14 protein-coding genes and 1 pseudogene are annotated in these 24,128 nt (G+C 72.8%); 10 read left to right on the plus strand and 5 right to left on the minus strand.

The window, feature by feature from the left end; genetic code table 11:
• Positions 1-101: 101 nt before the first annotated feature.
• From ACFVFR_RS25175 to ACFVFR_RS25185, 3 genes are all read right to left on the minus strand, one after another.
• A complete protein-coding gene (locus ACFVFR_RS25175) occupies positions 102-3,704 on the minus strand; it encodes an NACHT domain-containing protein (protein WP_383705544.1) in 3,603 nt (1,200 codons plus the stop codon).
• A 226-nt stretch (positions 3,705-3,930) separates the two neighbouring features.
• Positions 3,931-4,926: a hypothetical protein gene (locus tag ACFVFR_RS25180; protein WP_383705546.1), complete on the minus strand. Its 996-nt coding sequence runs from the start codon at positions 4,924-4,926 to the stop codon at positions 3,931-3,933.
• A 157-nt stretch (positions 4,927-5,083) separates the two neighbouring features.
• Positions 5,084-6,850 carry a dolichyl-phosphate-mannose--protein mannosyltransferase gene (locus ACFVFR_RS25185; protein ID WP_383705549.1) on the minus strand — a complete coding sequence of 589 codons (1,767 nt, stop codon included), beginning with the start codon at positions 6,848-6,850 and terminating at the stop codon, positions 5,084-5,086.
• Between the two features lie 114 nt (positions 6,851-6,964).
• Between ACFVFR_RS25185 and rsmI the strand changes: the two genes are divergently transcribed.
• From rsmI to ACFVFR_RS25225, 8 genes and pseudogenes are all read left to right on the plus strand, one after another.
• Positions 6,965-7,837 carry a 16S rRNA (cytidine(1402)-2'-O)-methyltransferase gene (rsmI, locus tag ACFVFR_RS25190; RefSeq protein ID WP_383705578.1) on the plus strand — a complete coding sequence of 291 codons (873 nt, stop codon included), beginning with the start codon at positions 6,965-6,967 and terminating at the stop codon, positions 7,835-7,837.
• Between the two features lie 971 nt (positions 7,838-8,808).
• Positions 8,809-9,252, plus strand: a complete 444-nt coding sequence (locus ACFVFR_RS25195; RefSeq protein ID WP_383705551.1) for a hypothetical protein — start codon at positions 8,809-8,811, stop codon at positions 9,250-9,252.
• A gap of 495 nt (positions 9,253-9,747) precedes the next feature.
• Positions 9,748-10,764: a TatD family hydrolase gene (locus ACFVFR_RS25200; RefSeq protein ID WP_383705553.1), complete on the plus strand. Its 1,017-nt coding sequence runs from the start codon at positions 9,748-9,750 to the stop codon at positions 10,762-10,764.
• Between the two features lie 259 nt (positions 10,765-11,023).
• On the plus strand, positions 11,024-11,866 hold the full coding sequence (gene rsmA / locus ACFVFR_RS25205; protein WP_383705580.1) for a 16S rRNA (adenine(1518)-N(6)/adenine(1519)-N(6))-dimethyltransferase RsmA: 843 nt from the start codon (positions 11,024-11,026) through the stop codon (positions 11,864-11,866).
• An 824-nt stretch (positions 11,867-12,690) separates the two neighbouring features.
• The gene (locus ACFVFR_RS25210; protein ID WP_383705556.1) at positions 12,691-13,659 is read left to right on the plus strand and encodes a 4-(cytidine 5'-diphospho)-2-C-methyl-D-erythritol kinase; all 969 of its coding nucleotides are present in this window, start codon (positions 12,691-12,693) and stop codon (positions 13,657-13,659) included.
• Positions 13,660-14,281: 622 nt separating this feature from the next.
• Positions 14,282-16,111: an ABC-F family ATP-binding cassette domain-containing protein gene (locus ACFVFR_RS25215; protein WP_383705558.1), complete on the plus strand. Its 1,830-nt coding sequence runs from the start codon at positions 14,282-14,284 to the stop codon at positions 16,109-16,111.
• Between the two features lie 343 nt (positions 16,112-16,454).
• A complete protein-coding gene (locus ACFVFR_RS25220; RefSeq protein WP_383705560.1) occupies positions 16,455-18,482 on the plus strand; it encodes a PQQ-binding-like beta-propeller repeat protein in 2,028 nt (675 codons plus the stop codon).
• Between the two features lie 304 nt (positions 18,483-18,786).
• Positions 18,787-19,506 (plus strand): annotated as a pseudogene (locus tag ACFVFR_RS25225) (response regulator transcription factor); the annotation flags it as partial.
• 386 nt (positions 19,507-19,892) lie between these two features.
• On the opposite strand, the gene ACFVFR_RS25230 reads toward ACFVFR_RS25225, so the two are convergent.
• The gene (locus tag ACFVFR_RS25230; protein WP_383705562.1) at positions 19,893-20,231 is read right to left on the minus strand and encodes a hypothetical protein; all 339 of its coding nucleotides are present in this window, start codon (positions 20,229-20,231) and stop codon (positions 19,893-19,895) included.
• A gap of 73 nt (positions 20,232-20,304) precedes the next feature.
• Complete coding sequence (locus ACFVFR_RS25235) at positions 20,305-21,993, minus strand: sodium:solute symporter family protein (protein WP_383705564.1); 1,689 nt, start codon at positions 21,991-21,993, stop codon at positions 20,305-20,307.
• A gap of 107 nt (positions 21,994-22,100) precedes the next feature.
• Between ACFVFR_RS25235 and galT the strand changes: the two genes are divergently transcribed.
• A complete protein-coding gene (galT, locus tag ACFVFR_RS25240) occupies positions 22,101-23,165 on the plus strand; it encodes a galactose-1-phosphate uridylyltransferase (protein ID WP_383705566.1) in 1,065 nt (354 codons plus the stop codon).
• Positions 23,162-24,128: UDP-glucose 4-epimerase GalE (galE, locus tag ACFVFR_RS25245; protein ID WP_383705568.1), on the plus strand; the 967-nt coding region annotated here is incomplete at its 3' end. The genes galT and galE, both read left to right, overlap by 4 nt.

Raw genomic sequence — 24,128 nt, forward strand, 5'->3', positions numbered from 1 at the left:
CGCCCTCCGTTGCCTCGCGACGCTGCGGCCTGCGAGAACCGACGCTCCGTCAGGACCAGCCGCCCCCGCCGTCCCGCCCCCGGAGCTTCACCGAGAGCCGCTCAGTCCACCAGGACGCCGCCCGCGAACTCGATGGCTTCCAGCGTGTCCGGGTCGAGCCCACACCGGCGGGAGAAGCGGGCCCCCGCCAGGTCCGGGTTGAGCGTGGTGCGGCTGAGTATCTCCCCGGTACGCAGGGAGTGTGTCGAGATCTCGCCGGAGGGTGAGGCGATGACCAACGCCTGCTCGTCGTGCGTGGCGCGCATGGCCGTTATGCCGCACGGATGGCTGGAGTGCCAGAGCTGCCGCCATTCACCCGGCCCCGTGCTCCAGGCCGTCACCCGCCGCTCGTAGGCCACCGCGACCACGGACGCGTCCGCGGTGAAGGTGAGGTGCGTCACGCTGTCCGTGTCGGGAAAGGCCGTCGCCGTAGCGGAGCGCGGGTAGACCAGGCAGCGCCCCCTGCCGTCGGGCAGGTACAGGTCCAGGTCATCAGCCAGGATTCTCGGCCCCCGCAGGGGAGTGGGTCGGCGGTTTCGACTCCGTCGGGCCGAGCCGACCGGCAGTCGCGCGATCGGCTGCCACTCCCGGTCGCCCGCCGCGTAGCGCAGGATGCGGGTCTGCGTCTCGTCGATCAGCCAGCAGAAGACGGCCTGGCCGTCCGTGAAGTAGGCGCCCTCGACGTTCGACGTGGTGGCCTTCGGGGCGACGTCCAGGTCCGCGCCCGAACTCCGGTCGATCAGGCGCCATTCGCCGTGCTGGGTGTCGGTGTACCGGACGGCCAGCAGCGCCGGCGTGTCGTCCCAGGAGATCTCGCCGAGCACGTAGTCGTCCACGGACAACACCACCTCGTGAGTGCGCTGCGCGATCAGATGGGAGGAGTTCATCAGGCAGTAGCCCCACGACTTCTCCCCCCACGCGAAGAGGGAGACCCCAGCCCACCACGGGGTGGGGCTCGTACCCACGGGATAGCTGCTCGGGACGGTGGAGACATCACCCGTCGGCCAGTGCAGGACGGTGTAGCGGTTGGCACCCGAGGTGTACGCCAGGGCGCTCAGGGCTCCCGACGGGTGCGCGATGAGGGAGAGCGGGCTCTGGCTGCTGCGCAGCAGGTCGTGGGAGGCGAACAGGGCGCCGGTGAAATCCGCCCCACGCTTGTCCGCCATGGCCAGAGCGGCTCCGACCAGCGTCGCGCCACGCAGGTTGGCGCCGGCCAGGGACATGGCGCTGTCGGCCGAGCGGTACGTGAATCCGGTGAGGTCGGTCCTCTCCAGCGAGGCGCCGGCCAGCGTGCCGCCCGCGCTGCCCAGGAGGTTCGCGCAGCTTCCACCGAAGGACTGGAGGCCCACCGCTCCGGCCGTGGCGCGGATGTGGTCGAGCAGCCGCTCCTCGAAGCCCGACATGTCGCGCATCATGGCCCGCAGAAAGTCGTACACGACCGAGTTGTACTCCGCCGAGCCGAAGTTCTCCGCGAGTCGTTCCAACGGCTCGGCCGTGAAGGCGGCCAGCGCGGGCAGCGTCCCGTCCTCGCCACGCGCCGCGAAGTACTCCGACCACGTGTAGTCCGCGCCCCCCTCCTGCTCCGCGCCCGGGATCAGGTCGAGGAAGTCACCTGCCAGCAGGCCGAGTTCGGCGGCGAACTTGAAGGCCGTCAGGAACTCGAGGAGGGACTTGTGCGAGGGGCCGTAGTCACCCTCCCGGTTACGCACCAGCATGCCCTGGTTGCGCATGTCCTGCTCCCAGTAGTCCAGGTCCTTGGCCTGGGCCACCACCGGACCGAAGCACGCGCGCAGCTTGTCGGGGAAGTCGCGGAAGTTCAGGGTGAGCTTGTTGGTCCGCAACATCTCCCAGGCCACCTCGCACAGGAAGAACAGCTTGTCCGCACGGGAGGTGAAGGTGCGCTCGGCGAGCACGTCACGGTCCATCTTGTGCTTGATCGCATAGAGGTAGATGCGGGCCAGGTCGATGGTCGCGCCCCGCTCGATCTCCGGAAGGGCGTCCATGACCAGGTCCGACATCACCGGGCGGCGCATGAGGTCGCGCACCTCGTCGTGCCCCATGACGACCTCGACCTTGTCCTGCGGCATCAGGTGCGACAGCATCAGCCGGATCTGGTCGTCGTCGAACGGGACGAGCTCCACGATCTCGAACGTCGGCCCGTCGCTCGGGGCGCCGGTGGCGGCGGCCGAGACGCGGGCGCCGAACAGATCGCGGGCCTGCTTGGCCTCGGGGAAATGCTCCGTACGGCTACTGAGCAGCACCTTGGCGCCCGGCTCGACCGCCTTCGCCAGCTCCCAGAAGTTGGCGACCATCGTGTTGCGGTCGATGCGCGAGGCCATCTCGTCGAAGCCGTCGAAGATCAACAGGAGTCGGCCCATGCGGTTGAGGACGTTGAAGACCTCGTAGTAGCGCAGCCCGAAGTCGTGCTTGTGCAGGAAGAACTCGGACAGCAGCGCCGAGACCGAGGTCTGCTTGGCGTAGTCGCGCAGCGGGATGACCAGAGGGACGCGCGGGCGGGGCACCCCCCGGCGCTTGGCGTCCCGCCAGCCCTGCGCCATCTCCCAGGCCAGGTGCAGGGTGAACCACGACTTGCCCATGCCGAACTCGCCGAGCAGCGACAGGTGCTTCTTGGCCGGGTCACCCAGCCAGCTCTCCACGTAGTCGTCGAGCCCGCCCTCGCGCCAGCCGTACACGCTGGTGTCCAACGGCTGCTCGGTACGCGGGTCGATCTCCTCCTTGCGGCAGGACAACGGCACGTACCGGCGGTCGATGCCCCGCCGACGGACCTCCTCCTCAAGCCAGGCGATATACGGCTCGAAGTCCACCTCCTGCTCGACCAGTTCGTCGAACGAGTAGCAGGAGAGGTGCTCGCTGGCCTCGTCCCTCCGGCGGGCCGCCTCGCTGACACGCAGCCTGGCCACGCCCCAACCCTCCCTGGCGGCGGCGTCGGTCACCAGACCCTCCAGCGTGGCCAGGTGGTGCGGGCCCAACTCGCCCTCCACGCACAGGACCACCGCGCGCAGGGACCGGCCTCGCAGCCCCAGCGGCACGTCCACCAGCATGGCCACACCCGCGTCCGGCACCTCCCAGGTGCGGTGCACCGTGTACTGCACCGCGTCGAACCACTCGCGGACGTCGGCGCGCAGCCGCTCGGCCGGCGTGGCCTCCGCCCGACCCGGCTCCACTGCCTGTCGGTGCGCCTCCTCGTCGTCGCGGGTCCGCAACACCTGGTCGAGCATGGCCCGCACGCCGTCCAGCTTGGTCTCCACCCGGGTCTCCACGGCCGCCCTGCTGCGGCTGACCAGGCCCTGGAAGGTCTCGACGAACGGCCCGACCTCGGCGTCGAAGGTCACACCGGGCGGACACAGCGCCTCGGTGGCCGCCCGCAACCCGCCCCAGTCGTCGTCCGTGAACGACCGCTCGAACGCCTCCCGCACCTCCTGCTCCCGAAAGAAGCGCAACACCGGCTCGGGCCGTCCGTAGCACCGCTCCACCAGCGCGTACGCGTACAAGCTGTCGAAGTCCCGGGGCGGCTGCTTCGGGTCCAGACGCAGCTTCTTGAGCGTGGAGACCACGGCCGTGCGCCGCATCGCGGCACTCTTCACCGGATCGGCCACGGCCTTGCCCAGGATGCCCAACGCCGAAGCGATGATCTCGATGGCCATGACGACAGCGCCCCAATCCCCCGTTGACGTCGGGAACTTGGCACTGACATTACCCGCGCAGCCCGAACCGCGACGCGCCCTGTGGATAACTCCGTGGGAGGGGCCGAACGGGCTGGTCGGCAGGGGTGGGAGGCGCGGGAGGCGGGGGCGCGGTGGGGCGATGTGCGGGCATGGTTGCGCGGCCGAGCACCGGGTGCTTCAGGGGCTCAGCCTGCGGCGCGCTGTGTCAGGTGACCTTGACGAACTCGTCCGTGTTGCCCACGCGATGGACCAGGCCCACGCCGTGCTCCGCCAGGAGTTCGATTAGGTCCTCGGCGGGGAGCTGGGGCAGGAGAACCACCAGGGCAGGCGGCACCTCTGGCGCATTGCTGGCGCGGACGTAGCGTCCGTAGTCCAGAAGTTGTCCCAGCGCCATGCGCACGGCTTCTCGCGTGCTGTTGCCCTTGGCCTCGTACAACACGTGCTGGGTGGCGTCGTACAGGTCGGTGAGGAGGGTGGAGGACATCCCCTTGGGGCGTATTTGGAAGCGGCCGACTACATGGCCTTGCGCGGTGAGGTGGGCCTCGAAGGCATCGCTGAGCTCTGCTTCGCGGCGGCGGGCGGTCGTGGCCGCGATGGCGGCTCGCTGGCCCAACTGCTTGGCGTGCTGCTCGGACTTGACCAGCGTGCTCGTGGTGACGTCGGCGGGGACCAGTTCTGCTTCGAGCTCTGATGCTGTTGGGATCTGGTCGTGAGCCACCTGCTCGAAGTCTCCGATCGGACGGAGCCGGAAGACGATGGCTTTCCGGGGTGCGCCGCTCTCGCCCGGAGTCTGTCGCGTCACATAGGGCGTGGTGGCATCGAGCTCGAACGCGCCGACGTAGCGGTGCCGCTTGGTCTTGCTGCCGGACACCGTGCCTACCGCGACGAACAGGTGCAGCGTGCGCCCCTTGTCCACGTGGCCGAGGATGGCGGAGTTGCCCTTGCCGTACTGGCCGCCGAAGACCTGCTCGCCGCCGCCCGCGCCGGTGTACTCGAAGACGGGGCCAAGTTCGTCCTCTTCCTGCAACCAGCCGTCGTAGTAGCCGTGCTTGGCCCCAGCCTCGGCGTCCGAGAACAGCAGCACATTAGCCTTGACGTCGGAGGGCACGATGCCGCCGTACAGGCTGCCGCCCAGCACCGGTTGGATCTCTTCGCGAGTGTGGATATCACCCGGCTTGATGGGGAGCGCATCGATGGCCATGGACGGACGGTAACCCATGCCTCTGACAGCCACGGCGGGCAGCGTGCTGGACTCGCCCGCCCGCCCCGGCGCGCACTGCCAGCACTCACCTTCGCCGCGGAAACCCACCTCGCCTGGCAGGCCGCACAGCGTCCCGAGGGCCCGGCAAAGCCTCCGCCTAGATCCAGGTGTCCAGCCACATCCGGTTTCGCCAGGCGTCCAGGGGGATGGCCTGGCCAGTGTAGATCGGGAAGAAGTAGATGAAGTTCCACACGATCAGCAGGACCAGGGCGCCGGCCGAGACGGCGCCGATGACGCGGCGGCGTTCGGTGGCCTGGCGGGGGCCGACGATGGCGCCGAGCATCATGGCGACCGCCAGGCACAGGAACGGTACGAAGACCACGGCGTAGAAGGAGAAGATCGTGCGGTCCTGGTAGGCGAACCACGGCAGCAGGCCGGCCGCCGTGCCGCACAGGATGGCGCCGGCGCGCCAGTCGCGGCGCAGGGCCCAGCGGTAGAGGAGGTAGAGGAGGGCGAAGCAGGCCGCCCACCACAGCAGGGGGGTGCCGAGGGCGAGGACCTCGCGGGCGCACTTCTCGGTGGTGTCGGAGGGGCAGCCGTCGTGGCCGGGCTTGGGTGACTCGTAGAAGTAGGAGACCGGGCGCGACTGGACCAGCCAGCTCCACGGGTTGGACTGATAGGTGTGGGGCGAGTCGAGGCCGACGTGGAAGTCGTAGACCTCCTTCTCGTAGTGCCACAGGCTGCGCAGCGGGTTGAGCAGCCAGGAGAAGGGGCCGTCCGCCGAGTAGCCGCCGTCGGTCTCGGCCCAGTGCCGGAAGTAGCCGCTGTGCCGCCAGCCGAGTTCCTCGCTGTGGGTGCCGCTGGCGGCGAACCAGCCAGTCCACGAGGCGACGTAGGTGGCGATCGCGACCGGCACCGTGGACAGGAACGCCCAGGGCACGTCGCGGCGCAGGGCCGTGCGGTAGGGGTGCCAGGCGCCCGCGACGCGCCGGGCGCCCGCGTCCCACACCACGGTCATCAGGCCGAACGCGGCCAGTACGTAGAGTCCGTTCCACTTGGTGCCGCAGGCCAGGCCCAGGCACACGCCCGCCAGGACGCGCCACGGACGCCAGCCGAGGCCGAGGCGTTCGGCGACGGTCGCGTCCGGTCGGGCCAGCCCGTCGGAGTCGACGGGCAGGGCCGCCGCGAGCCGGGCCCTGGCCCGGTCGCGGTCCACGACCAGGGCGCCGAACGCGGCCAGGATGAAGAACATCAGCACCAGGTCGAGCAGCGCGGTGCGGCTCATGACGAAGTGCAGGCCGTCCACCGCGAGCAGACCGCCCGCCAGACAGCCCAGCGCGGTCGACCGGAAGAGCCGGCGGCCGATGCGGCACAGCATGAGCACCGACAGCGTGCCGAGCAGCGCGACCATGAAACGCCAGCCGAACGGTTCGAGCCCGAAGAACTGCTCGCCGAGCCCGATGACCCACTTGCCCACCGGCGGGTGCACGACGTACGCGGGGGCGTCGCTGAGCGGAATACGCTGCGGGGTTTCCAGGAGCTGGTCGTTGGCGTCCTTGCTCCAGGTGCCCTCGTAGCCGTACTGGAGCAGCGACCAGGCGTCCTTGGCGTAGTACGTCTCGTCGAATATCACGTCGTTCGGGCTGCCGAGCCGCCAGAACCGCAGCAGCCCCGCGAACAGTGCCACCAGCAGCGGGCCGACCCAGCCCATGCAGCGGGCCAGCCGGTACGCGGCGAGCGGGCTGAGGCCGAGCGCCGTCCACAGCCGCGTGCCGGGCTCGGGGAAGGGCGGCACCAGCCGGTCACGGACGTCGGTCCGCGCCCGGCCCGCGTAACCGAATCGGCGCAGTCTGAGCTGCCAGGGCAGCGGCTGCTGTTCGGCGGCTTGGCCCCGCTGGGCGTGGGTCGCGGTGTCACTCGTCACCGCGCCATCGTAGGGAACGCCCCCGCGAGCGTCGCGGGGGCGGCGTCGCGCGGCCGTGTCCACCGGCGCGGCGCGGGGGCGCCCGGCTGGGAGGATGGGCGCGTGACTGGAACGGTGAGCGGAACACTCGTACTCGCAGGAACCCCGATCGGCGACCCGGCCGACGCGCCGCCACGGCTGGCCGCCGAGCTGGCCGCGGCCGAGGTCATCGCGGCCGAGGACACCCGACGGTTGCGCCGGCTGACGCAGGCCCTGGACGTGCGGCCGACCGCGCGCGTCGTGTCGTACTTCGAGGGCAACGAGTCGGCCCGCACGCCGGACCTGGTCGCCGCACTGGAAGGGGGTGCGCGCGTGTTGCTCGTCACCGACGCGGGCATGCCGTCGGTCTCCGACCCCGGCTACCGGCTCGTCGCCGCCGCCGTCGAACGCGACATCACCGTCACCGCCGTGCCCGGCCCCTCGGCCGTGCTGACCGCGCTCGCCCTGTCCGGGTTGCCGGTGGACCGTTTCTGCTTCGAGGGGTTCCTGCCGCGCAAGGCCGGCGAGCGGCTCAGCCGCCTGCGCGAGGTCGCCGACGAGCGGCGCACGCTGGTGTACTTCGAGTCGCCGCACCGGGTGGCCGAGGCGCTACGGGCCATGGCCGAGACGTTCGGCGCGCAGCGGCGGGCGGCGGTGTGCCGGGAGCTGACCAAGACGTACGAGGAGGTCAAGCGCGGGCCGCTGGCCGAGCTCGCCGAGTGGGCCGCCGGTGACGTACGCGGTGAGATCACCATCGTCGTCGCGGGAGCACCCGAGCCCGGGCCGCAGGACCTGACCCCCGCAGAGCTGGCCCGTCGCGTCGCCGTGCGCGAGGAGGAGGCGGGCGAGCGGCGCAAGGAGGCCATCGCGGCGGTGGCGGCAGAGGCCGGGCTGCCGAAGCGGGAGGTGTTCGACGCGGTGGTAGCGGCGAAGCGGGCCGGCCACGGGGCTGCCCCTGACGCGGGGTGAGGGTCAGCCCCGCTCCGTTCCACTGCGGGGCGCGCGGGGTGGGGCTGACATGGGGTGGGGCTGACGCGGGGTGGGGCTGGCCGTCGCGTGGGGTGGGGCTGACGCGGTGGGCCTGACGCGGGGTGGGCCTGACGCGGGGTGGGGCTGGTTTCGCGCTGACGTCGGGGGAGGGGGGGCGGCGCTGGTCCTGACGCGGCTCCTGGCGTGAGGTGAGCGTCATCGTCGTACGGGGGGACGGGGGTGCGGGACCGGCCCTGGGCAGGGGGAGCGCGCCCCGTGGCGCGAGGCGTGACGGTCGTCGCGCCGGAGGGCGCCGACCTCGCGCGGCGGACCGCGCGTGCGTCATCGGGGCCGGCGGGGTCGGTGCCGGGCCCGCTTCGCCCGGAACGGGGAAAGGGCGATCGCCCGGGGAGTGACGCACGGGTAAATGCGCTGGCCGCCCCCCTTCCCGATTGTGCGGGATTTCACATGGGCGCTTATGTGAGGCGGCATTCCGGATTTCCGTGACGCGCTCGACAAAGAGAGATCGGGAAATGCTCTGACCGGTGTTCGCGTGTCGTCGTGATATTCACGGGAGATCTGCGGCGATCGGCCAGCGGGGGATTTACCGTGGCCGCCGTGTGTCGAACGAGTCTCGGATGTAGGTCGGTCCGGCATGCGGGCTACGACGCTCCCGGCCCGGCGGCGGTGCGGGCTCGGATGAGCGGCGTCACCCCGACTCTGAGCGCATACGCTGCGGAAACGCGTTCACTTCCGCGAGGGGCGTACAAGCCGGAACCCCACGGAAGGTAAAGGGCTCACCGCGCAAAGCAAAGCTTCGACCGTGCGTCCGGTGCTTTTGGCACGCGCAATTCAAATCTGCCTCAAGGAGTGGGAACGCCTGCTGCGCTACCACGCTTCCGGGAGTCCACTGGAGGCGGGGGGAAATCCCCGATCCCGGAAGGCTTGTCCTACGGACAAGAGGAGCTGCCATGAGCGAAACCGCAGGAACCACGGGCGGTAGCCATTCCATAGCCGACGCACTGGCCCGTACGCAGTCCCGGCCGCCCGGTGGCGGTGCGGCCGGCGAACCGGTCGCGCACGAGGCGTACTCGTTCGCCTGCATGCACTGCGGGCACGGCTGGGAGCAGGCGTACGACATCGAGCACCACGTGGATGCCCTGGGGCAGCCGTACGTGAGCTACCACGCGGGTGGCGAGCGGGTGCCCTCCCCGCTGACCAAGCCGACCTGCCTGAACTGCGGGGCGCACCTGCTGCGCATCATGAAGTCGGGCCAGGTCACCTCGGCGTGGCGGGCCATGCCGGCCGGGCGGGCGGCGCGCCGGCGCGCGGGAGAGGCGAACGCGTCGGCAGCCGGCGCGGCGGACGACCACCACTGGCACCTCGCGGACCTGTGGCCCTTCCACCGCAAGTGAGCCCTCGCGGGCACGCCGGTCGCGCGGGCGTGCCCGGTGAGGAGCGGAAGCCCCCGGCGCGGCGCCGGCGCCGCAGGTGAGAGCGGGGCGTGCGGGACCCCGGCCCCCAAGGCGAACGCGCCGGCGCCCGCACCCCCGCCCGCTCCACCAGACGGCGTGGCCGCCCCGCACCCCACCGGCCCCGCGCCCCGCCGGCCCCGCATCCCGCTTCCCTCCGCTTGCCCCACACCCCTCCGCTCGCGCCTCACCCGTGCGTGACCCGCCGATCCGCCCCCCGCTCGCGCCTCGCCCGCGCCGGCGGGCCGGGCCCGCCCCGTACGCCGCGACCCACCCCGTCGCGGCGGGCCCACCCGGCGCGCTGGCCACCGGCCCACCACCACCAGCCGCCCGCCCGCCCGTCACCGACCCCCGCGCCAACCAGCCACGTGCCCGTCCGCCAGTCACCCGCCCATGCCGGCCCGTCACCCGCCCGAGGTGCTCCTTACAATCGCGACCATGGCGCAGACGGCACACACCAGCGGCGACGGCGGCGCACCCACCGCCCCGGGCGAGACGGCCACGGCCGGCGCGCGGGAGGTGGGGAAGCGGCCCGGTACGAGCGGCGACAAGCGGGGCGACGGCCGGGCCAGGGACCGGGACAAGGACGTACCGCCGCCGCTCCCGGAGCCGCTACGGGTGCCCGTCGCCGACTCGCACACCCATCTGGACATGCAGCACGGCACGGTGGACGAGGCGTTGGCCAAGGCCGCGTCGGTCGGCGTGCACACCGTCGTCCAGGTCGGCTGTGACGTGGCGGGTTCGCGATGGGCGGCCGAGACGGCCGGCGCGTACGACAACGTCTGGGCCGCCGTGGCCCTGCACCCCAACGAGGCCCCGCGCATCGTGCTCGGCGACCCCGAGGGGCACCAGGGGGCTGGCCGTTCCCGGCCGGCGCGGGCGGCCGGTGGTGACGCCGCGCTGGAGGCCGCGCTCGCGGAGATCGACGCGCTGGCCGCGCTGCCCCAGGTGCGAGCCGTCGGCGAGACCGGTCTCGACTACTTCCGGACCGGCCCCGAGGGCATGGCCGCGCAGGAGCTCTCCTTCCGTCGCCATATCGACATCGCCAAGCGGCACCGCAAGGCGCTGGTCATCCACGACCGCGAGGCGCACGCCGACGTCCTGCGGGTACTGGACGAGGAGGGCGCGCCCGAGACGGTCGTCTTCCACTGCTACTCGGGCGACGCCGCGATGGCCGAGATCTGCGCCGAGCACGGCTACTACCTGTCCTTCGCCGGGAACGTCACGTTCAAGAACGCCCAACCGCTGCGGGACGCGCTCGCGGTGGCCCCGCTCGATCGCGTCCTGGTCGAGACGGACGCGCCGTTCCTGACCCCGATGCCCTACCGGGGCCGGCCCAACGCGCCCTACCTCATCCCGCTGACCCTGCGCGCCATGGCCGAGGTGCGCGGCATCGGGGAGGACGAGTTGGCGACGGCCGTGGCCGCGAACACGGCGCGCGCCTTCGGCTACTGAGCCCCGCCCCCACGCCCGACCGCGCCCCGCCAGGCCGCACAGCCCTCCGCCGGACCGCACGCCCCGCACCCCCGGGCCGTGCGCCCGGCCCGTCGCCTCGCCGGCCCCGGGCCGCCCCGCCCGGGCCCCTGGGCGGGCGCGCGCGGTGGCCGGCGTGGTGCGGCCGTAAACTCAAGCGGTGAGCTCCGCCCCAGACGCCGACCCCCGCGCCGGTGACCCCGCCACCCCGCCCGCCGATCCCGTCGCGGCGCCGACCGCGCTGCTCGGGCCCGCCGACGTGCGCGAACTGGCCGCCTCGCTCGGGGTGCGCCCCACCAAGCAGCGCGGTCAGAACTTCGTGATCGACGCCAACACGGTGCGCCGCATCGTGCGCACCGCCGAGGTGCGGCCGGACGACGCGGTCGTCGAGGTCGGACCCGGCCTCGGCTCGCTCACCCTGGCGCTGCTCGACGCGGCCGAGTGGGTCACGGCGGTCGAGATCGACGACGTGCTGGCCGCCGCGTTGCCCGCGACCGTGGCCGCCCGGCTGCCGGAGCGGGCCGACCACTTCGCGCTGGTCCACTCGGACGCCATGCGGATCACCGAGCTGCCCGGCCCGGCCCCCACCGCCCTGGTCGCCAACCTCCCGTACAACGTCGCCGTGCCCGTCCTGCTGCACATGCTCGCGACCTTCCCCAGCATCGAGCGCACGCTGGTCATGGTGCAGGCGGAGGTCGCCGACCGGCTCGCGGCGGCGCCGGGCTCCCGGGTGTACGGCGTGCCGTCGGTCAAGGCCGCCTGGTACGCGGAGGTCAAGCGGGCCGGCTCGATCGGGCGCACCGTCTTCTGGCCCGCCCCGAACGTGGACTCCGGCCTGGTCTCGCTGGTGCGTCGGTCCGCGCCGCCGCGTACGAGCGCGACGAAGGAGCAGGTGTTCGCCGTCGTGGACGCGGCCTTCGCGCAGCGCCGCAAGACGCTGCGGGCAGCCCTCGCGGGCTGGGCGGGTTCGGCCGCCGCCGCCGAGGCGGCGCTGGTGGCCGCCGGGGTCTCGCCCCAGGCGCGCGGCGAGGCGTTGACGGTGGAGGAGTTCGCCGCGATCGCGGAGCACACCCCCGCCAGGTGAGCGGCGCGGCCCGCCGCCGCGTCGAGGCGGGCCAGGTCGCCGCGTGGCCCCCGCCCCGCGGCAGGCCGCCCCGCCGACGGCATGGGCGACGAGGCCGCGCCGACCGCCCGCCGGACGGGCCGCCCCCGCCCCCCCGCCTGCGCCCAGCGCGTCCGTGCCACGGCCGCCCACCCCGGCGCACACCTGGCGCGCGTCCGGGCCGGGCGTTCGCGAAGGAGTACGTCCGCGCCACCGCGCCACCCGCCGCGCGACCCCACGCTCTCGCGCGCTGTCCCCCGTACACGCGCTCACCTCCGTACGCCTGGCGGACCCCTCCGCGCGTCGGACCCGAGGGGACGCGCGCCCCCGCCCCGTACCCAGGCGAGACCGGTCACCGTTCCGTACGCGCGCCACCGCGCGATCGCGCTTCCCACCGCGCCACTCCACGCCCCGCGGGCGCCCGCGCGCCCGTACGTCGACCAGCGGCGCCCCCCTCCGGACCGGGCCGCGCCCCCGGACCGGCCGCGAACCCCGGCCGACGCCCGTCGCCGCCGCGTCCACACGCCTCGCCTCCCGGCGCGGCAGGCGCGAGCCGGAGCCCCCTCCCGGCGCGGCAGGCCGGAGCCCCTCCCGGCGCGTCAGCCGCGCACCCTCGTCCGCGCGCCCGGGCAGGCCGCGCTCGGCGGTCGGGCCGCCGCCCGACACTCGCCGCGCGCCAGCGCGCGTCGCACGTCAGGTGAGACGCCGGGCAGCGGCTCGGCCCTCGGAGTCCGTAGGGTGCGAGCACCACCACGCGTCGCCGCCCACACCGCGCGGCGGCCCCTGCACCGAGGAGCCAAGAGCCCGTGATCGACTCCATCGCCGTTCGCGTCCCGGCCAAGGTCAACGTCCAGCTCGCGGTGGGTGGCCGCCGGCCGGACGGATTCCACGACCTGGCCAACGTCTTCCTCGCCGTCGGCCTGTACGACCAGGTCACGGTCACCCCGGCCGACGAGCTGCGGGTCACGGTCGAGGGGCCGGACGCCGACCAGGTGCCCTGCGACCGTACGAACCTCGCCGCCCGGGCCGCCGAACTCCTCGGGGCCCGGTACGGCGTCGAGCCCCGCGTCCACCTCCACATCGCCAAGGACATCCCGGTCGCCGGTGGCATGGCGGGCGGCAGCGCGGACGGCGCCGGCGCGCTGCTGGCCTGCGACGCGCTGTGGGGCACCGGCGCGACGCGTGACGAACTCCTGGAGATCTGCGCCGAACTGGGCAGCGACGTGCCGTTCAGCCTGGTGGGCGGGGCGGCGCTGGGGCGGGGCCGGGGCGAGCTGCTCACCCCGCTCCCCGTGGGCGGCACCTTCCACTGGGTCTTCGCCGTGGCGGACGGCGGGCTCTCGACGCCCGCCGTCTACGGCGAGTGCGACCGGCTGCGTCTCGCGCACGGCGCCGGCGACACCGTCGCGGACGTGCCCGACCCCGAGCCGTCGGCGCCCCTGCTGGCGGCGCTGCGCACCGGCGACGCCAGCGCGCTCGCCACCGTGCTGACGGCCGGCCCGGACGGTTCCAGCAACGACCTCCAGGCGGCGGCGCTCTCGCTGCGTCCCTCGCTGACCGACACCCTGCGCGCCGGCACGCGGGCCGGCGCGCTCGCCGCGCTCGTCTCCGGATCGGGCCCCACCTGCGCGTTCCTGGCCAAGGACGCGGCAGGCGCCGACCAGGTGGCGGCCGAACTCGCCGCCTCCGGCACCTGCCGCACGGCCCGGGTGGCCACGAGCCCGGCCGAGGGCGCCACCGTCGTCCACGAGCAGCGCGCGACCCCGACCGCCTGAGGCGTACGCCGGCGCCCACCGGTTTGTCACCCCGACGCTGCCCGTGCGGGCGCGCGGGTGGACGCGGGTAGCGGGCGCCCACGAGCACACGGCACGCGACGAGCCAGACCCCGCCAGAGGCGCGCGCACCCCCGGCATCCCGCCCACCCCCGGCATCCCGCCCACCCCGGGCGGCGCCGGGGGCCCACCGCGCGCCACCCTCCACACCCGACCCCGCCCGCGCCCACACCGCGCGGACCCCCGCACACCGCCCCCGGGCGACGCTGCCCCCCGGGTGACGCCGGCCCCGACACTCCGCCTCGCCCGCTCGACGCCCGCGCCTCCACAGCGCGGGCCCCCACCACGTCCCGCGCCTCACCGCACCCCGGCCCCGTGTCACGGCACCGGCCGCCCACGCACCGGCCGTCCACGCACCGGCACGGTCCACCCACGCCGCGAGCCGACCCCGGCGCACGGCCTCCGACAACGCGCGCCCTCCCACTCCCGCCCCCGTCCCCGCCAGTCACCCCGTCGTACGGGCGGGTGGCGCGAGCCACTCCCGTACCGCGTACAGCGGCGCGATTCGGTGGTCGGCCCGTGGCGACTACGCTGGGACTCGAACGCCCCCCGTCCCAGGAGTGAGATGGCAACGAACCTCGTCAATCTGGAAACCGTGAGCAAGGTGTACGGGACCCGTGCCCTGCTCGACGGGATCTCCCTCGGCGTCAACGAGGGCGACCGGATCGGCGTCGTCGGCCGCAACGGTGACGGCAAGACCACCCTCATCCGGATGCTCGCCAAGCTGGAGGACACCGACCAGGGGCGCGTCACGCACTCCGGTGGGCTGCGACTGGGCGTGCTCACGCAGCACGACTCGCTCGACCCGGCCGCCACCGTGCGACACGAGGTGATCGGTGACCTCGCCGACCACGAGTGGGCGGGCAACGCGAAGGTCCGCGACGTGCTGACCGGCCTGTTCGGCGGCCTCGACCTGCCCGGTTTCGGACAGGGCCTGGACACCGTGATCGGACCGCTGTCCGGCGGCGAGCGACGCCGTATCGCGCTCGCCAAGCTGCTCATCGGCGAGCCCGAACTGATCGTCCTGGACGAGCCGACCAACCACCTCGACGTGGAGGGCATCTCCTGGCTCGCGGGCCACCTGCGCGCCCGCCGTTCGGCGCTGGTGGTCGTCACCCACGACCGCTGGTTCCTGGACCAGGTCTGCACCCGCATGTGGGACGTCCAGCGCGGCCAGGTGCACGAGTACGAGGGCGGCTACAGCGACTACGTCTTCGCCCGCGCCGAACGCGAGCGGATCGCGGCCACCGAGGAGGCCAGGCGGCAGAACCTGATGCGCAAGGAGCTGGCCTGGCTGCGGCGCGGCGCCCCCGCCCGGACCAGCAAGCCGCGCTTTCGTATCGAGGCCGCCAACGCGCTCATCGCCGACGTGCCGCCGCCGCGCGACAGCGCCGAACTGATGAAGTTCGCCAACTCCCGGCTCGGCAAGACCGTCTTCGACCTGGAGGACGTGACCGTCCAGGCCGGGCCCAAGACCCTGCTCAAGCACCTGACCTGGCAGCTCGGCCCCGGCGACCGGATCGGCCTGGTCGGCGTCAACGGCGCGGGCAAGACCTCGCTGCTGCGCGCGATGGACCGGGCCGCCCGCACCGAGGGCGAGGAACAGCCGGCGGCGGGCCAGATCACGGTCGGCAAGACCGTACGCCTGGCCTACCTGTCGCAGGAGGTCGGTGAACTCAACCCGGCCTGGCGTGTCCTGGAGGCCGTCGAGCAGGTGCGCCAGCGGGTGGATCTGGGCAAGGGCCGCGAGATGACCGCCTCGCAGCTGTGCGAGCACTTCGGCTTCACCAAGGAGAAGCAGTGGACGCCGGTCAGCGACCTGTCCGGCGGCGAGCGGCGCCGGCTGCAGATCCTGCGACTGCTGATGGACGAGCCCAACGTGCTCTTCCTCGACGAGCCGACCAACGACCTCGACATCGAGACGCTGACCCAGCTTGAGGACCTGCTGGACGGCTGGCCCGGCTCGCTCGTGGTGATCAGCCACGACCGGTACTTCATCGAGCGCACCACCGACCGCGTGCTGGCGCTGCTCGGCGACACCACGCTGCGGATGCTGCCGCGCGGCGTCGACGAGTACCTGGAGCGACGCCAGCGCGTGCGGACCGCGCCGGCCCCCGCCGCCGGGCCGGCCGCGCCGACGGGCAAGGCCACCGGCGAGGCGGACCGGCCCCGCGAGAAGTCGGCGGGCGAGCTGCGCGCCGCGCAGAAGGAGTTGCAGCGCATCGAGCGCCGGCTGGACAAGATCAGCGAGCAGGAGTCGTCACTGCACGCCCAGATCGCCGAGCACGCCACCGACTTCGAGCGGGTCGCCGAACTCGACGGCAAGCTGCGGGAGCTGTCGGGCGAACGGGACGAACTGGAATCGCGCTGGCTGGAACTGGCCGAGGACGTGTGACCGTTCGCGCGCGCCGGCCAGCCCCACGCCGCGCCCCACGCCGTGGCCCGGCACTCCCGCGTAGGGAGTGCCGGGCCACGGCGCGTTCGCGTCCGTGGCTCCGCGCGGGGGACGGGAATTCCGGGCGGGACGGTGCAACGGTCTCGTCACGGGCCGGTATCAGCTCCCGGGCGCGACGGCCACCGGCACCGGCAGTGCGATGACCGGGTGATACAAAGAACACCCGCTCGCCTGCCGTTGCCAGGCCGCATTCATGTCCGATTCGCTCCGTCTCCGATGGGTTTCAGCCACGGGAGACAGCGGGGGAGGCCGGTCGGCCATGGCCCCACGAGAAGGAATGTCGATGTCACAGCCGCCCCACCAGCCGCCGCAGGGCGGCTTCGGCGCCCCGCAGGACCCCCACAACCCACCCCCACCGGGCTACGGCGACGCCAACGGCGGCGCTGGGCACCAGCATGGCCAGCCCGGCTACGGCTATCCGCAGCAGCCGCCGACCCAGGCGGCGCACTACGGCTTCCCGCAGTCCCCGCCGCCCGGCCAGCCGCCGCAGGTCCCGCCGCCGCCCGGGCAGCCGGCCCAGAGCCCGCCGCCGCCCGGCCCGCCCGGCGCCCCGCCGCAGTTCGGCAAGGCACCCCAGTCCCCGCCGCCGGGCCCGCCCGGCACTCCGCCGCCGGCCCCGCAGTCCCCGCAGACCCCGCCCGCCGGGGCCGGTGGCTACGGCTACCCGCAGGCCCCCACGCAGGTGGGCGGTTACGGCTACCCGCAGGCCCCGACGCAGGCCGGTGGCTACGGCTACCCCACGCCGCCGGGCACGCCCTACGGCCCGGGCCAGCAGGCCGCGTACGGAGCGGGCCCCTACGGGCAGACCCAGGCGGGCAACCACCCGCCGCACGCGCCCTTCCCCGGCGCCGCGCCCGGCGGCGGTGACGGCAACCGGCCCGGCAAGCAGCGGATGGCGATCATCGTCAGCGCCGTGGTGGCGATCGCGCTGGTCGTCGGTGGCGGCGTGTGGTTCGCGACCAAGGGCGGCGACGGCGACGACAAGGCCAAGAAGGAGACCGGCACCAGCCAGGGGACCAGCGGCGGCGAAGAGGGCGAGAAGGGCGAGGGCGGCGTCAAGAAGCGCCCCACGCCCAAGCTCGTGGGCGGCAACCTGCTCGCCAAGATCCCGATGCCCAAGGTCAAGGAGCAGGCCAACTCGCCCGGCCTGTGGGCCACCGACAAGGTGTGGGCCAAGGGGCAGATCGACAAGATCGTCGGCTACCCGGTGTCCGGTGGCTCCTCGGCGCAGTACGAGATCCCGCTGGGCGGCGCCCTGTGCTGGGGCAGCACCCAGGTCACCCAGGACGGCATGACCGCGGTCGTCTTCGAGGACGGCAAGCCGACCGCGGAGAACAAGTACCCGGACTGCAGCGAGATCGGCCTGGTCGACCTGAACAACGGCAAGCTCGTGTGGCAGCGCAGCATCAAGGAGGCCGACGAGAAGCTGGAGTTCGACGAGGTCACCATCGGCGGCGGCACCATCGCGGCGGGCGGTCTGGACGGCGGCGCCGCGTGGTCCATGAAGGGCGACAAGCTCTGGTCGCCGCAGGCCAACGAGGAGTGCTCGGACTACGGCTACGGCGGCGGTCCCAAGCTCGTCGCGGTGCGCGGCTGCGGCGAGTACGGCGAGGCCCGCATGTCGGTCCAGCTCATCAACCCCAAGGACGGGAACATCCTGTCCGAGTACAAGCTCACCGACGGCCTGGACGACGTGCACGTGGTCTCCACCGACCCGATGGTCATCGGTGTCGACGCCGGTGACTCGACGGGCGCCTCGGTCTCCGACTTCATGACGATCGACGCCTCGCAGCGCAAGGGCAAGCTGATCAGCAAGATCGCGACCGGCAACGGCAAGTTCACCGCCGAGTGCCAGACCAACGAGGTCGAGTCCTGCAGCAAGGTCGTGGTGACCAAGGACAAGCTGTTCATGGCGACCGAGGAGCGTCGCGGCGCCTCCGAGACGACGCCGCAGAACGAGATCGTCGCGTACTCGCTGACCACCGGCAAGACGGTCGGCAAGACCGACGGTGTGCCGAACTCCAGCATCACGCCGCTGCAACTGGACAAGGACGGCTACCTGGTCGCCTACCAGGACACCACCTACCGCGAGGGCGGGGCGGTCTGGCAGATCGACCCGACCAGCTACGAGAAGGCCAAGCTGATGCAGAACGCGACGGCCACCGTGGAGACGGAGTCCAACTACAGCCTGGGACACGAGGTGTTCCTGTGGGCCAACGACAAGCTGTACATGGGGGACATCTACGCCACCGAGCCGCGCGACTACCAACGCGGTGAGGACCTGCTAGCGATGGTTTTCGGCCCCAACTGACCAGTGCGGCACTGATGCACAGGTGGTGGCCCCGCCGGTACGTTCCGTACCGGCGGGGCCATTGTCGTGCCGAGATGATCTCTTTGCGACCTCAACTGAGCGCGAAGGGACGGGTTTCGGCACTCCGGCCGCTTCTTCCTGCTAAGGGGCGCGCAATGTCGAACAAGCGTGTAGCTTCCGGGGGCAAGAGATCGGGGGTCAGGTGCAAGCTGGGGGGCTTGCGCCGTCACGACGGCACGATCTCGGTCGACACGGGGACCACGGATATCCGGGACGGTCGTCCCCGGGCGGATGGGGGGAGTTCATGGGCGTGCGAGTCATGGTGGTCGACGACCACCGACTGCTCGCCGAGGCGCTCGCCTCGGCGTTGAAGCTTCGCGGGCACCGGGTGCTCGCCGCTGCCGCGCCGAGCGCGGGGGCCGCGGACCTGGTGGTGAGCCGGGCCCCGGAGGTGTGCCTGCTGGGCACCGGCACACCGGCCGAGCCTGGTGTGTTCGAGCCGGTGGTACGGATCAAGAAGGAACGGCCCCAGGTCGCGGTCGTGGTGCTCGGGCCGGTGCCCAGCCCGCGCGGCATCGCCGCCGCCTTCGCGGCCGGCGCCTCCGGGTACGTACGCCACGACGAGCGCATCGAGGGCGTCGAGCGCGCCATGATCAAGGCGCGCGCCGGGGACGCGGCGGTGGCGCCCCAGCTTCTCCAGGGGGCGTTCGCCGAACTCCTCAACCCGGCCGCGCAACCCGACGACGAGGGCGCCCGGCTGCTCCAACTGCTCACGCCACGCGAGGTGGAGGTGCTGGTCCGGGTCGCCGAGGGCGAGGACACCCGGCTGATCGCGGCGGGCATGGCCATCGCGCCGAGCACGGCCCGCACCCACGTGCAGCGCGTCCTGATGAAACTCGGCGTCGGCTCCCGTCTCGAAGCGGCGGCCCTCGCGGCGCGGACGGGCCTGCTCGACCGGGCCACCGCCAGCCGGCACGCGGCGGTTCCGGAGCCGGCCGACGCGCCATCGGAGCGCGCCGGCCCGCCCCGGCCCTACGTCGCGGGTCCGGGCGGGCCCGGCCACCCGGGCCCCGGTGGCCAGGCCGTGCCGGGTCGGCTCGGTCGCGGTGCCGGCGCCCCGCCCGGGCGCGGCGCCGCCGCTCCCGGCCACCCGGGCCGCGCCGCGCCGGGCCATCCGGAGCCGGGCCAGGGCCCGCCCGGTCGCGGTCCGGCGGGCCCCGGCTACCCCGGGCGTCCCGGCCGCCCCGAGCTCGGCCCGCGGGGCGGGATGGGGCCGGCCCCGGGGCGTAGCTAGTCCGACGGCGCGGGCGCGCCCGGGGTGCGATCGCGGGGTGTCCGGGCGCGGTGGCGGCCGGGCGCGCGCCCGCGACGTGGCGGGGGCGGGGCGTGGCGGGGAGCACGGGGCGTGGATCAGGGGCCCGGCGTACCCCGGTCCGGGTCCGGCGCGCTGGCTGGCGCGGTGTCCGGTGCGTCGGCGGGGTCCGCCGAGGGCCGCGCGGGCAGTGGGCGCAGCCGGAGCCAGATGAGGAAGAACAGGCCGAGGGCCAGCATGCCCAGGCCCGTCCAGAGGTTGATGTTGATGTTCTCGGCCTTCTTCAGGTCCGCGTCGGAGGCGGTGAGTCCGGCGATGGTGACGATCACGCCGTAGACCACGAACAGGCCGCCGATGACGCGGCGTACGTCGAAGAGTCGGGCCGCGGTCGTGGACGTGTGCTCCAGCTCTTCGACCTCGTGCCGGTAGTCGCTCATGAGGCTCCTTCCTTGGCGGGGGGACGTCGGGGCGAGGGGCGCGCCCGGGTGTGCGGCGCGGGCGGGGCGGCGGTCACAGGGAGAAGGGCAGGTAGCACAGCGCGGCCAGGATCACCGCGCCCCAGCCGAGCAGCGCGGGCCTGCGGTACCAGGCGTCGTCGCCCTCGGCCGCCGGTTCGCTCATGCCGGGCGAGCGCGTGCCGTAGACCAGGCCGGCCAGTTGCTCCACCGGCTTCGGCCTGGTCACCAGCGTGACGGCGCACATCACCAGCGCGCCGACGACGAACGCCACGATGGCTGAGACGAAGTTGGCGCCCTGGTCGGAGGGGATGTCGACGACGTGCTGCTTGTAGAGCCAGAAGTAGTTGAGCATCGCCGCCGCCGTGCCCGACAGCAGGCCCCAGAAGCCGGCCGGGCCGGTGGAGCGCTTCCAGAACATGCCGATGATGAACACGCAGAACAGCGGCACGTTGAAGAAGGAGAACAGCGTCTGGAGGTAGTTCATGATGTTGCTGAAGCTGGCGGCGATGAAGGCCGTGCCCATGCCGAGCACGACGCCGATGGCGGTGATCCACCGACCGGTGGCCAGGTAGTACGCGTCGGGGCGGCCCTTCTTCACGTACGCGCCCCAGATGTCGTTGGTGAAGACCGTGTTGAACGAGGAGACGTTGGCGGCCATGCCCGCCATGAACGCCGCCAGCAGGCCGGTCACCGCGATGCCGAGCACGCCGTTGGGCAGCAGGTCGCGCATGAGGACCGGGATGGCGTCGTTGTACTCCAGGCCGCTGCCCTCCTTGCCCAGCGAGGGCTCCATGACCAGGGCGATCAGGCCGGGCACGATCACCACCATCGGGATCAGGATCTTGGGGAAGGCCGCGATGAGGGGGGTGCGCCGGGCGGCGGAGAGGTTCTTGGCCGACAGGGCCCGCTGCACCTCGGCGAAGTTGGTGGTCCAGTAGCCGAAGCTGAGCACGAAGCCCAGGCCCAGCACGATGGTCAGCCAGTTGGCGCCCAGCGCGTTGGCCTCGCCGATGCCGGTGCCGTCCCACGCGCTGAGGAAGTCCTCACCGCCGGCGCCCTCCGGACGTCCCTCGCCGGTCAGCGCGTCGGTCAGGCCGTCCCAGCCGCCGACCCGCTTGAGGCCGACGATCGTCAGCGGAATCAGCGCGGCGAGGATGACGAAGAACTGAAGTACCTCGTTGTAGATGGCTGAGGACAGTCCGCCCAGGGTGATGTACCCGAGCACGAAGAACCCGGCGACCACGATCGCCACCCACTGCGGCCAGCCGAGCAGGGCCTCCAGGACGATCGCCATGGCGTACAGGTTGACGCCGGCGATCAGCACCGCGGAGAGCGCGAAGATGAGGGAGCTGAGCAGGTGTGAGGAGGGCCCGAAGCGATGCAGCAGGAACTCCGGCACGGACCTGACCTTCGACCCGTAGTAGAAGGGCATCATCACCAGGCCCAGGAAGACCATGGCCGGGATGGCGCCGATCCAGTACCAGTGCACGGTGTACGCGCCGTACTGCGCCCCGTTCGCCGCCATGCCCAGGATCTCGGTGGCGCCCAGGTTGGCCGCGACGAAGGCGAGGCCGGTGACCCAGGCGGGCAGCGACCTGCCCGAGAGGAAGAAGTCGAGGCTCGTACGCACACTGCGCCGGGCGGCGTAGCCGATGCCCAACACGACGACGAAGTAGATCGCCAGGATGGAGTAGTCGAGCCAGTTGGTGGAGAGCCGGAGTTCCTCGGCTAGCTGATGCATGGGCCTCTCGCTTCTTCGCGCGAACGGAACGCCAAAGAAAGTACGCGCTATTGTTTGATTCTGAAAGCTATTGTTGGAACGTTTTCGGATCGTGACAGGGGTACAGGGTGCAGAAGACGTCGACCCGCCTCGCGGACGGCCGCGAGCTGATCTACTACGACTCCCGGGACGACCTGGTGCGCACCGCGCGGGACCCCCGCCCGCTGGAGCCCGTCGCCACCTCCGCCGAGATCCGTGCCGACCGACTGCTGGGCGACCACGTCGCCGTCGCCTCGCACCGCCAGGCGCGCACCTACCACCCGCCCGCCGACGCGTGTCCGCTCTGCCCCTCGCGCCCGGCCACCCCCCACGCGCCGGCCCGGCACAGTGAAATCCCCGCCACCGACTACGACGTCGTCGTGTTCGAGAACCGCTTCCCCTCGCTGGCCGGCGACGCCGGCCGCTGCGAGGTGGTCTGCTTCACCGCCGACCACGACGCCTCCTTCGCCGACCTGAGCGAGGAACAGGCCGCGCTGGTGCTGGCCGCGTGGACCGACCGCACCGCCGAACTGGCCCGACTCCCCGCCGTCGAGCAGGTCTTCTGCTTCGAGAACCGGGGCGCCGAGATCGGTGTGACCCTCGGTCACCCGCATGGCCAGATCTACGCGTACCCCTTCGTCACCCCGCGTACCGCGCGCATGCTGGAGTCGCTGGCCGCCCACCGCGCGCGCACCGGCGGGCGCAACCTCTTCGACGACGTGGTCACCGACGAGGTGGCCGACGGGCGCCGGATCGTGCTGGCCGGCGAGCACTGGACGGCCTTCGTCCCCTACGCCGCCCACTGGCCGTACGAGGTGCACCTCTACCCCCGGCGGCGCGTGCCGGACCTGCGGGACCTGGACGCGGCGGCGCGGGGCGAGTTCCCGCGCGTCTACCTGGAGCTGTTGCGCCGTTTCGACCGCCTCTTCGGTCCCGACGAGCCGCCCACGCCCTATGTCGCCGCCTGGCACCAGGCGCCGCTGAGCGCGTCCGACCGGGCCGATTTCGCGCTCCACCTTGAGCTCTTCACCATCCGACGGACTTCCGGCAAGCTGAAGTTCCTCGCGGGTTCCGAATCCGGCATGAATGTGTTCATCAACGATGTGCCGCCAGAGGCCGCGGCACGGCGACTGCGAGAGGTAGCGAGCACGTGAGCAACGGACAGAAGTACCTGGTCACCGGCGGAGCGGGATACGTCGGGAGCGTGGTCGCGGCACATCTGCTGGCGGCCGGGCACCAGGTGACCGTCCTGGACGACCTGTCCACCGGGCACCGGGTGAGCGTGCCCGAGGGCGCGGAGTTCATCGAGGGGCGCATCCAGGACGCGGCGCGCTGGCTGGACGCCTCGTACGACGGCGTGCTCCACTTCGCCGCCTCCTCGCAGGTCGGCGAGTCGGTCACGCACCCCGAGAAGTACTGGACGAACAACGTCGGCGGCACCATGGCCCTGCTGGCCGCGATGCGCGACGCGGGCGTGCGCACCCTCGTCTTCTCCTCCACGGCCGCCACCTACGGTGAGCCCAGCACGACCCCCATCACCGAGGACGCGGCGACCGCGCCCACCAACCCGTACGGCGCCAGCAAGCTGGCCGTGGACCACATGATCGGCGGCGAGTGTGTCGCCCACGGGCTGGCCGCCGTCTCGCTGCGCTACTTCAACGTCGCCGGTGCCTACGGCCGCCACGGCGAGCGCCACGACCCCGAGACGCACCTGATCCCGCTGATCCTCCAGGTCGCCCAGGGCCGACGGGAGGCGATCTCCGTCTTCGGTGACGACTACCCCACGCCGGACGGCACCTGCGTCCGCGACTACATCCACGTCGCCGACCTCGCCGAGGCCCATCTGCTCGCCCTGACCGCCGCCACCGCCGGCGAGCACCTGATCTGCAACCTGGGCAACGGCAACGGCTTCTCGGTGCGCGAGGTCGTCGAGACCGTGCGCAAGGTCACCGGGCACCCGGTGCCCGAGGTCGTCGCGGGGCGTCGGGGCGGCGACCCGGCCGTCCTGGTCGCCTCCGCCGAGCGGGCCAGGGACCGGCTCGGCTGGCAGCCCAGCCGCGCCGACCTGGCCGGAATCATCGAGGACGCCTGGGAGTTCGCCCAGCGCGGAGCGCGGG

It is taken from the genome of Streptomyces sp. NPDC057702 (genome assembly GCF_042799315.1).
Taxonomy (GTDB): Bacteria; Actinomycetota; Actinomycetes; order Streptomycetales; family Streptomycetaceae; genus Streptomyces.

Excerpts from the sequence above, each read along its gene's own strand:
- ACFVFR_RS25175 (WP_383705544.1), bottom strand. The coding sequence starts at position 3,704 with ATGGCCATCGAGATCATCGCTTCGGCGTTGGGCATCCTGGGCAAGGCC.
- ACFVFR_RS25180 (WP_383705546.1), bottom strand. The coding sequence starts at position 4,926 with ATGGCCATCGATGCGCTCCCCATCAAGCCGGGTGATATCCACACTCGC.
- ACFVFR_RS25195 (WP_383705551.1), top strand. The coding sequence starts at position 8,809 with ATGAGCGAAACCGCAGGAACCACGGGCGGTAGCCATTCCATAGCCGAC.
- ACFVFR_RS25200 (WP_383705553.1), top strand. The coding sequence starts at position 9,748 with ATGGCGCAGACGGCACACACCAGCGGCGACGGCGGCGCACCCACCGCC.
- ACFVFR_RS25215 (WP_383705558.1), top strand. The coding sequence starts at position 14,282 with ATGGCAACGAACCTCGTCAATCTGGAAACCGTGAGCAAGGTGTACGGG.
- ACFVFR_RS25220 (WP_383705560.1), top strand. The coding sequence starts at position 16,455 with ATGTCACAGCCGCCCCACCAGCCGCCGCAGGGCGGCTTCGGCGCCCCG.
- ACFVFR_RS25230 (WP_383705562.1), bottom strand. The coding sequence starts at position 20,231 with ATGAGCGACTACCGGCACGAGGTCGAAGAGCTGGAGCACACGTCCACG.
- ACFVFR_RS25235 (WP_383705564.1), bottom strand. The coding sequence starts at position 21,993 with ATGCATCAGCTAGCCGAGGAACTCCGGCTCTCCACCAACTGGCTCGAC.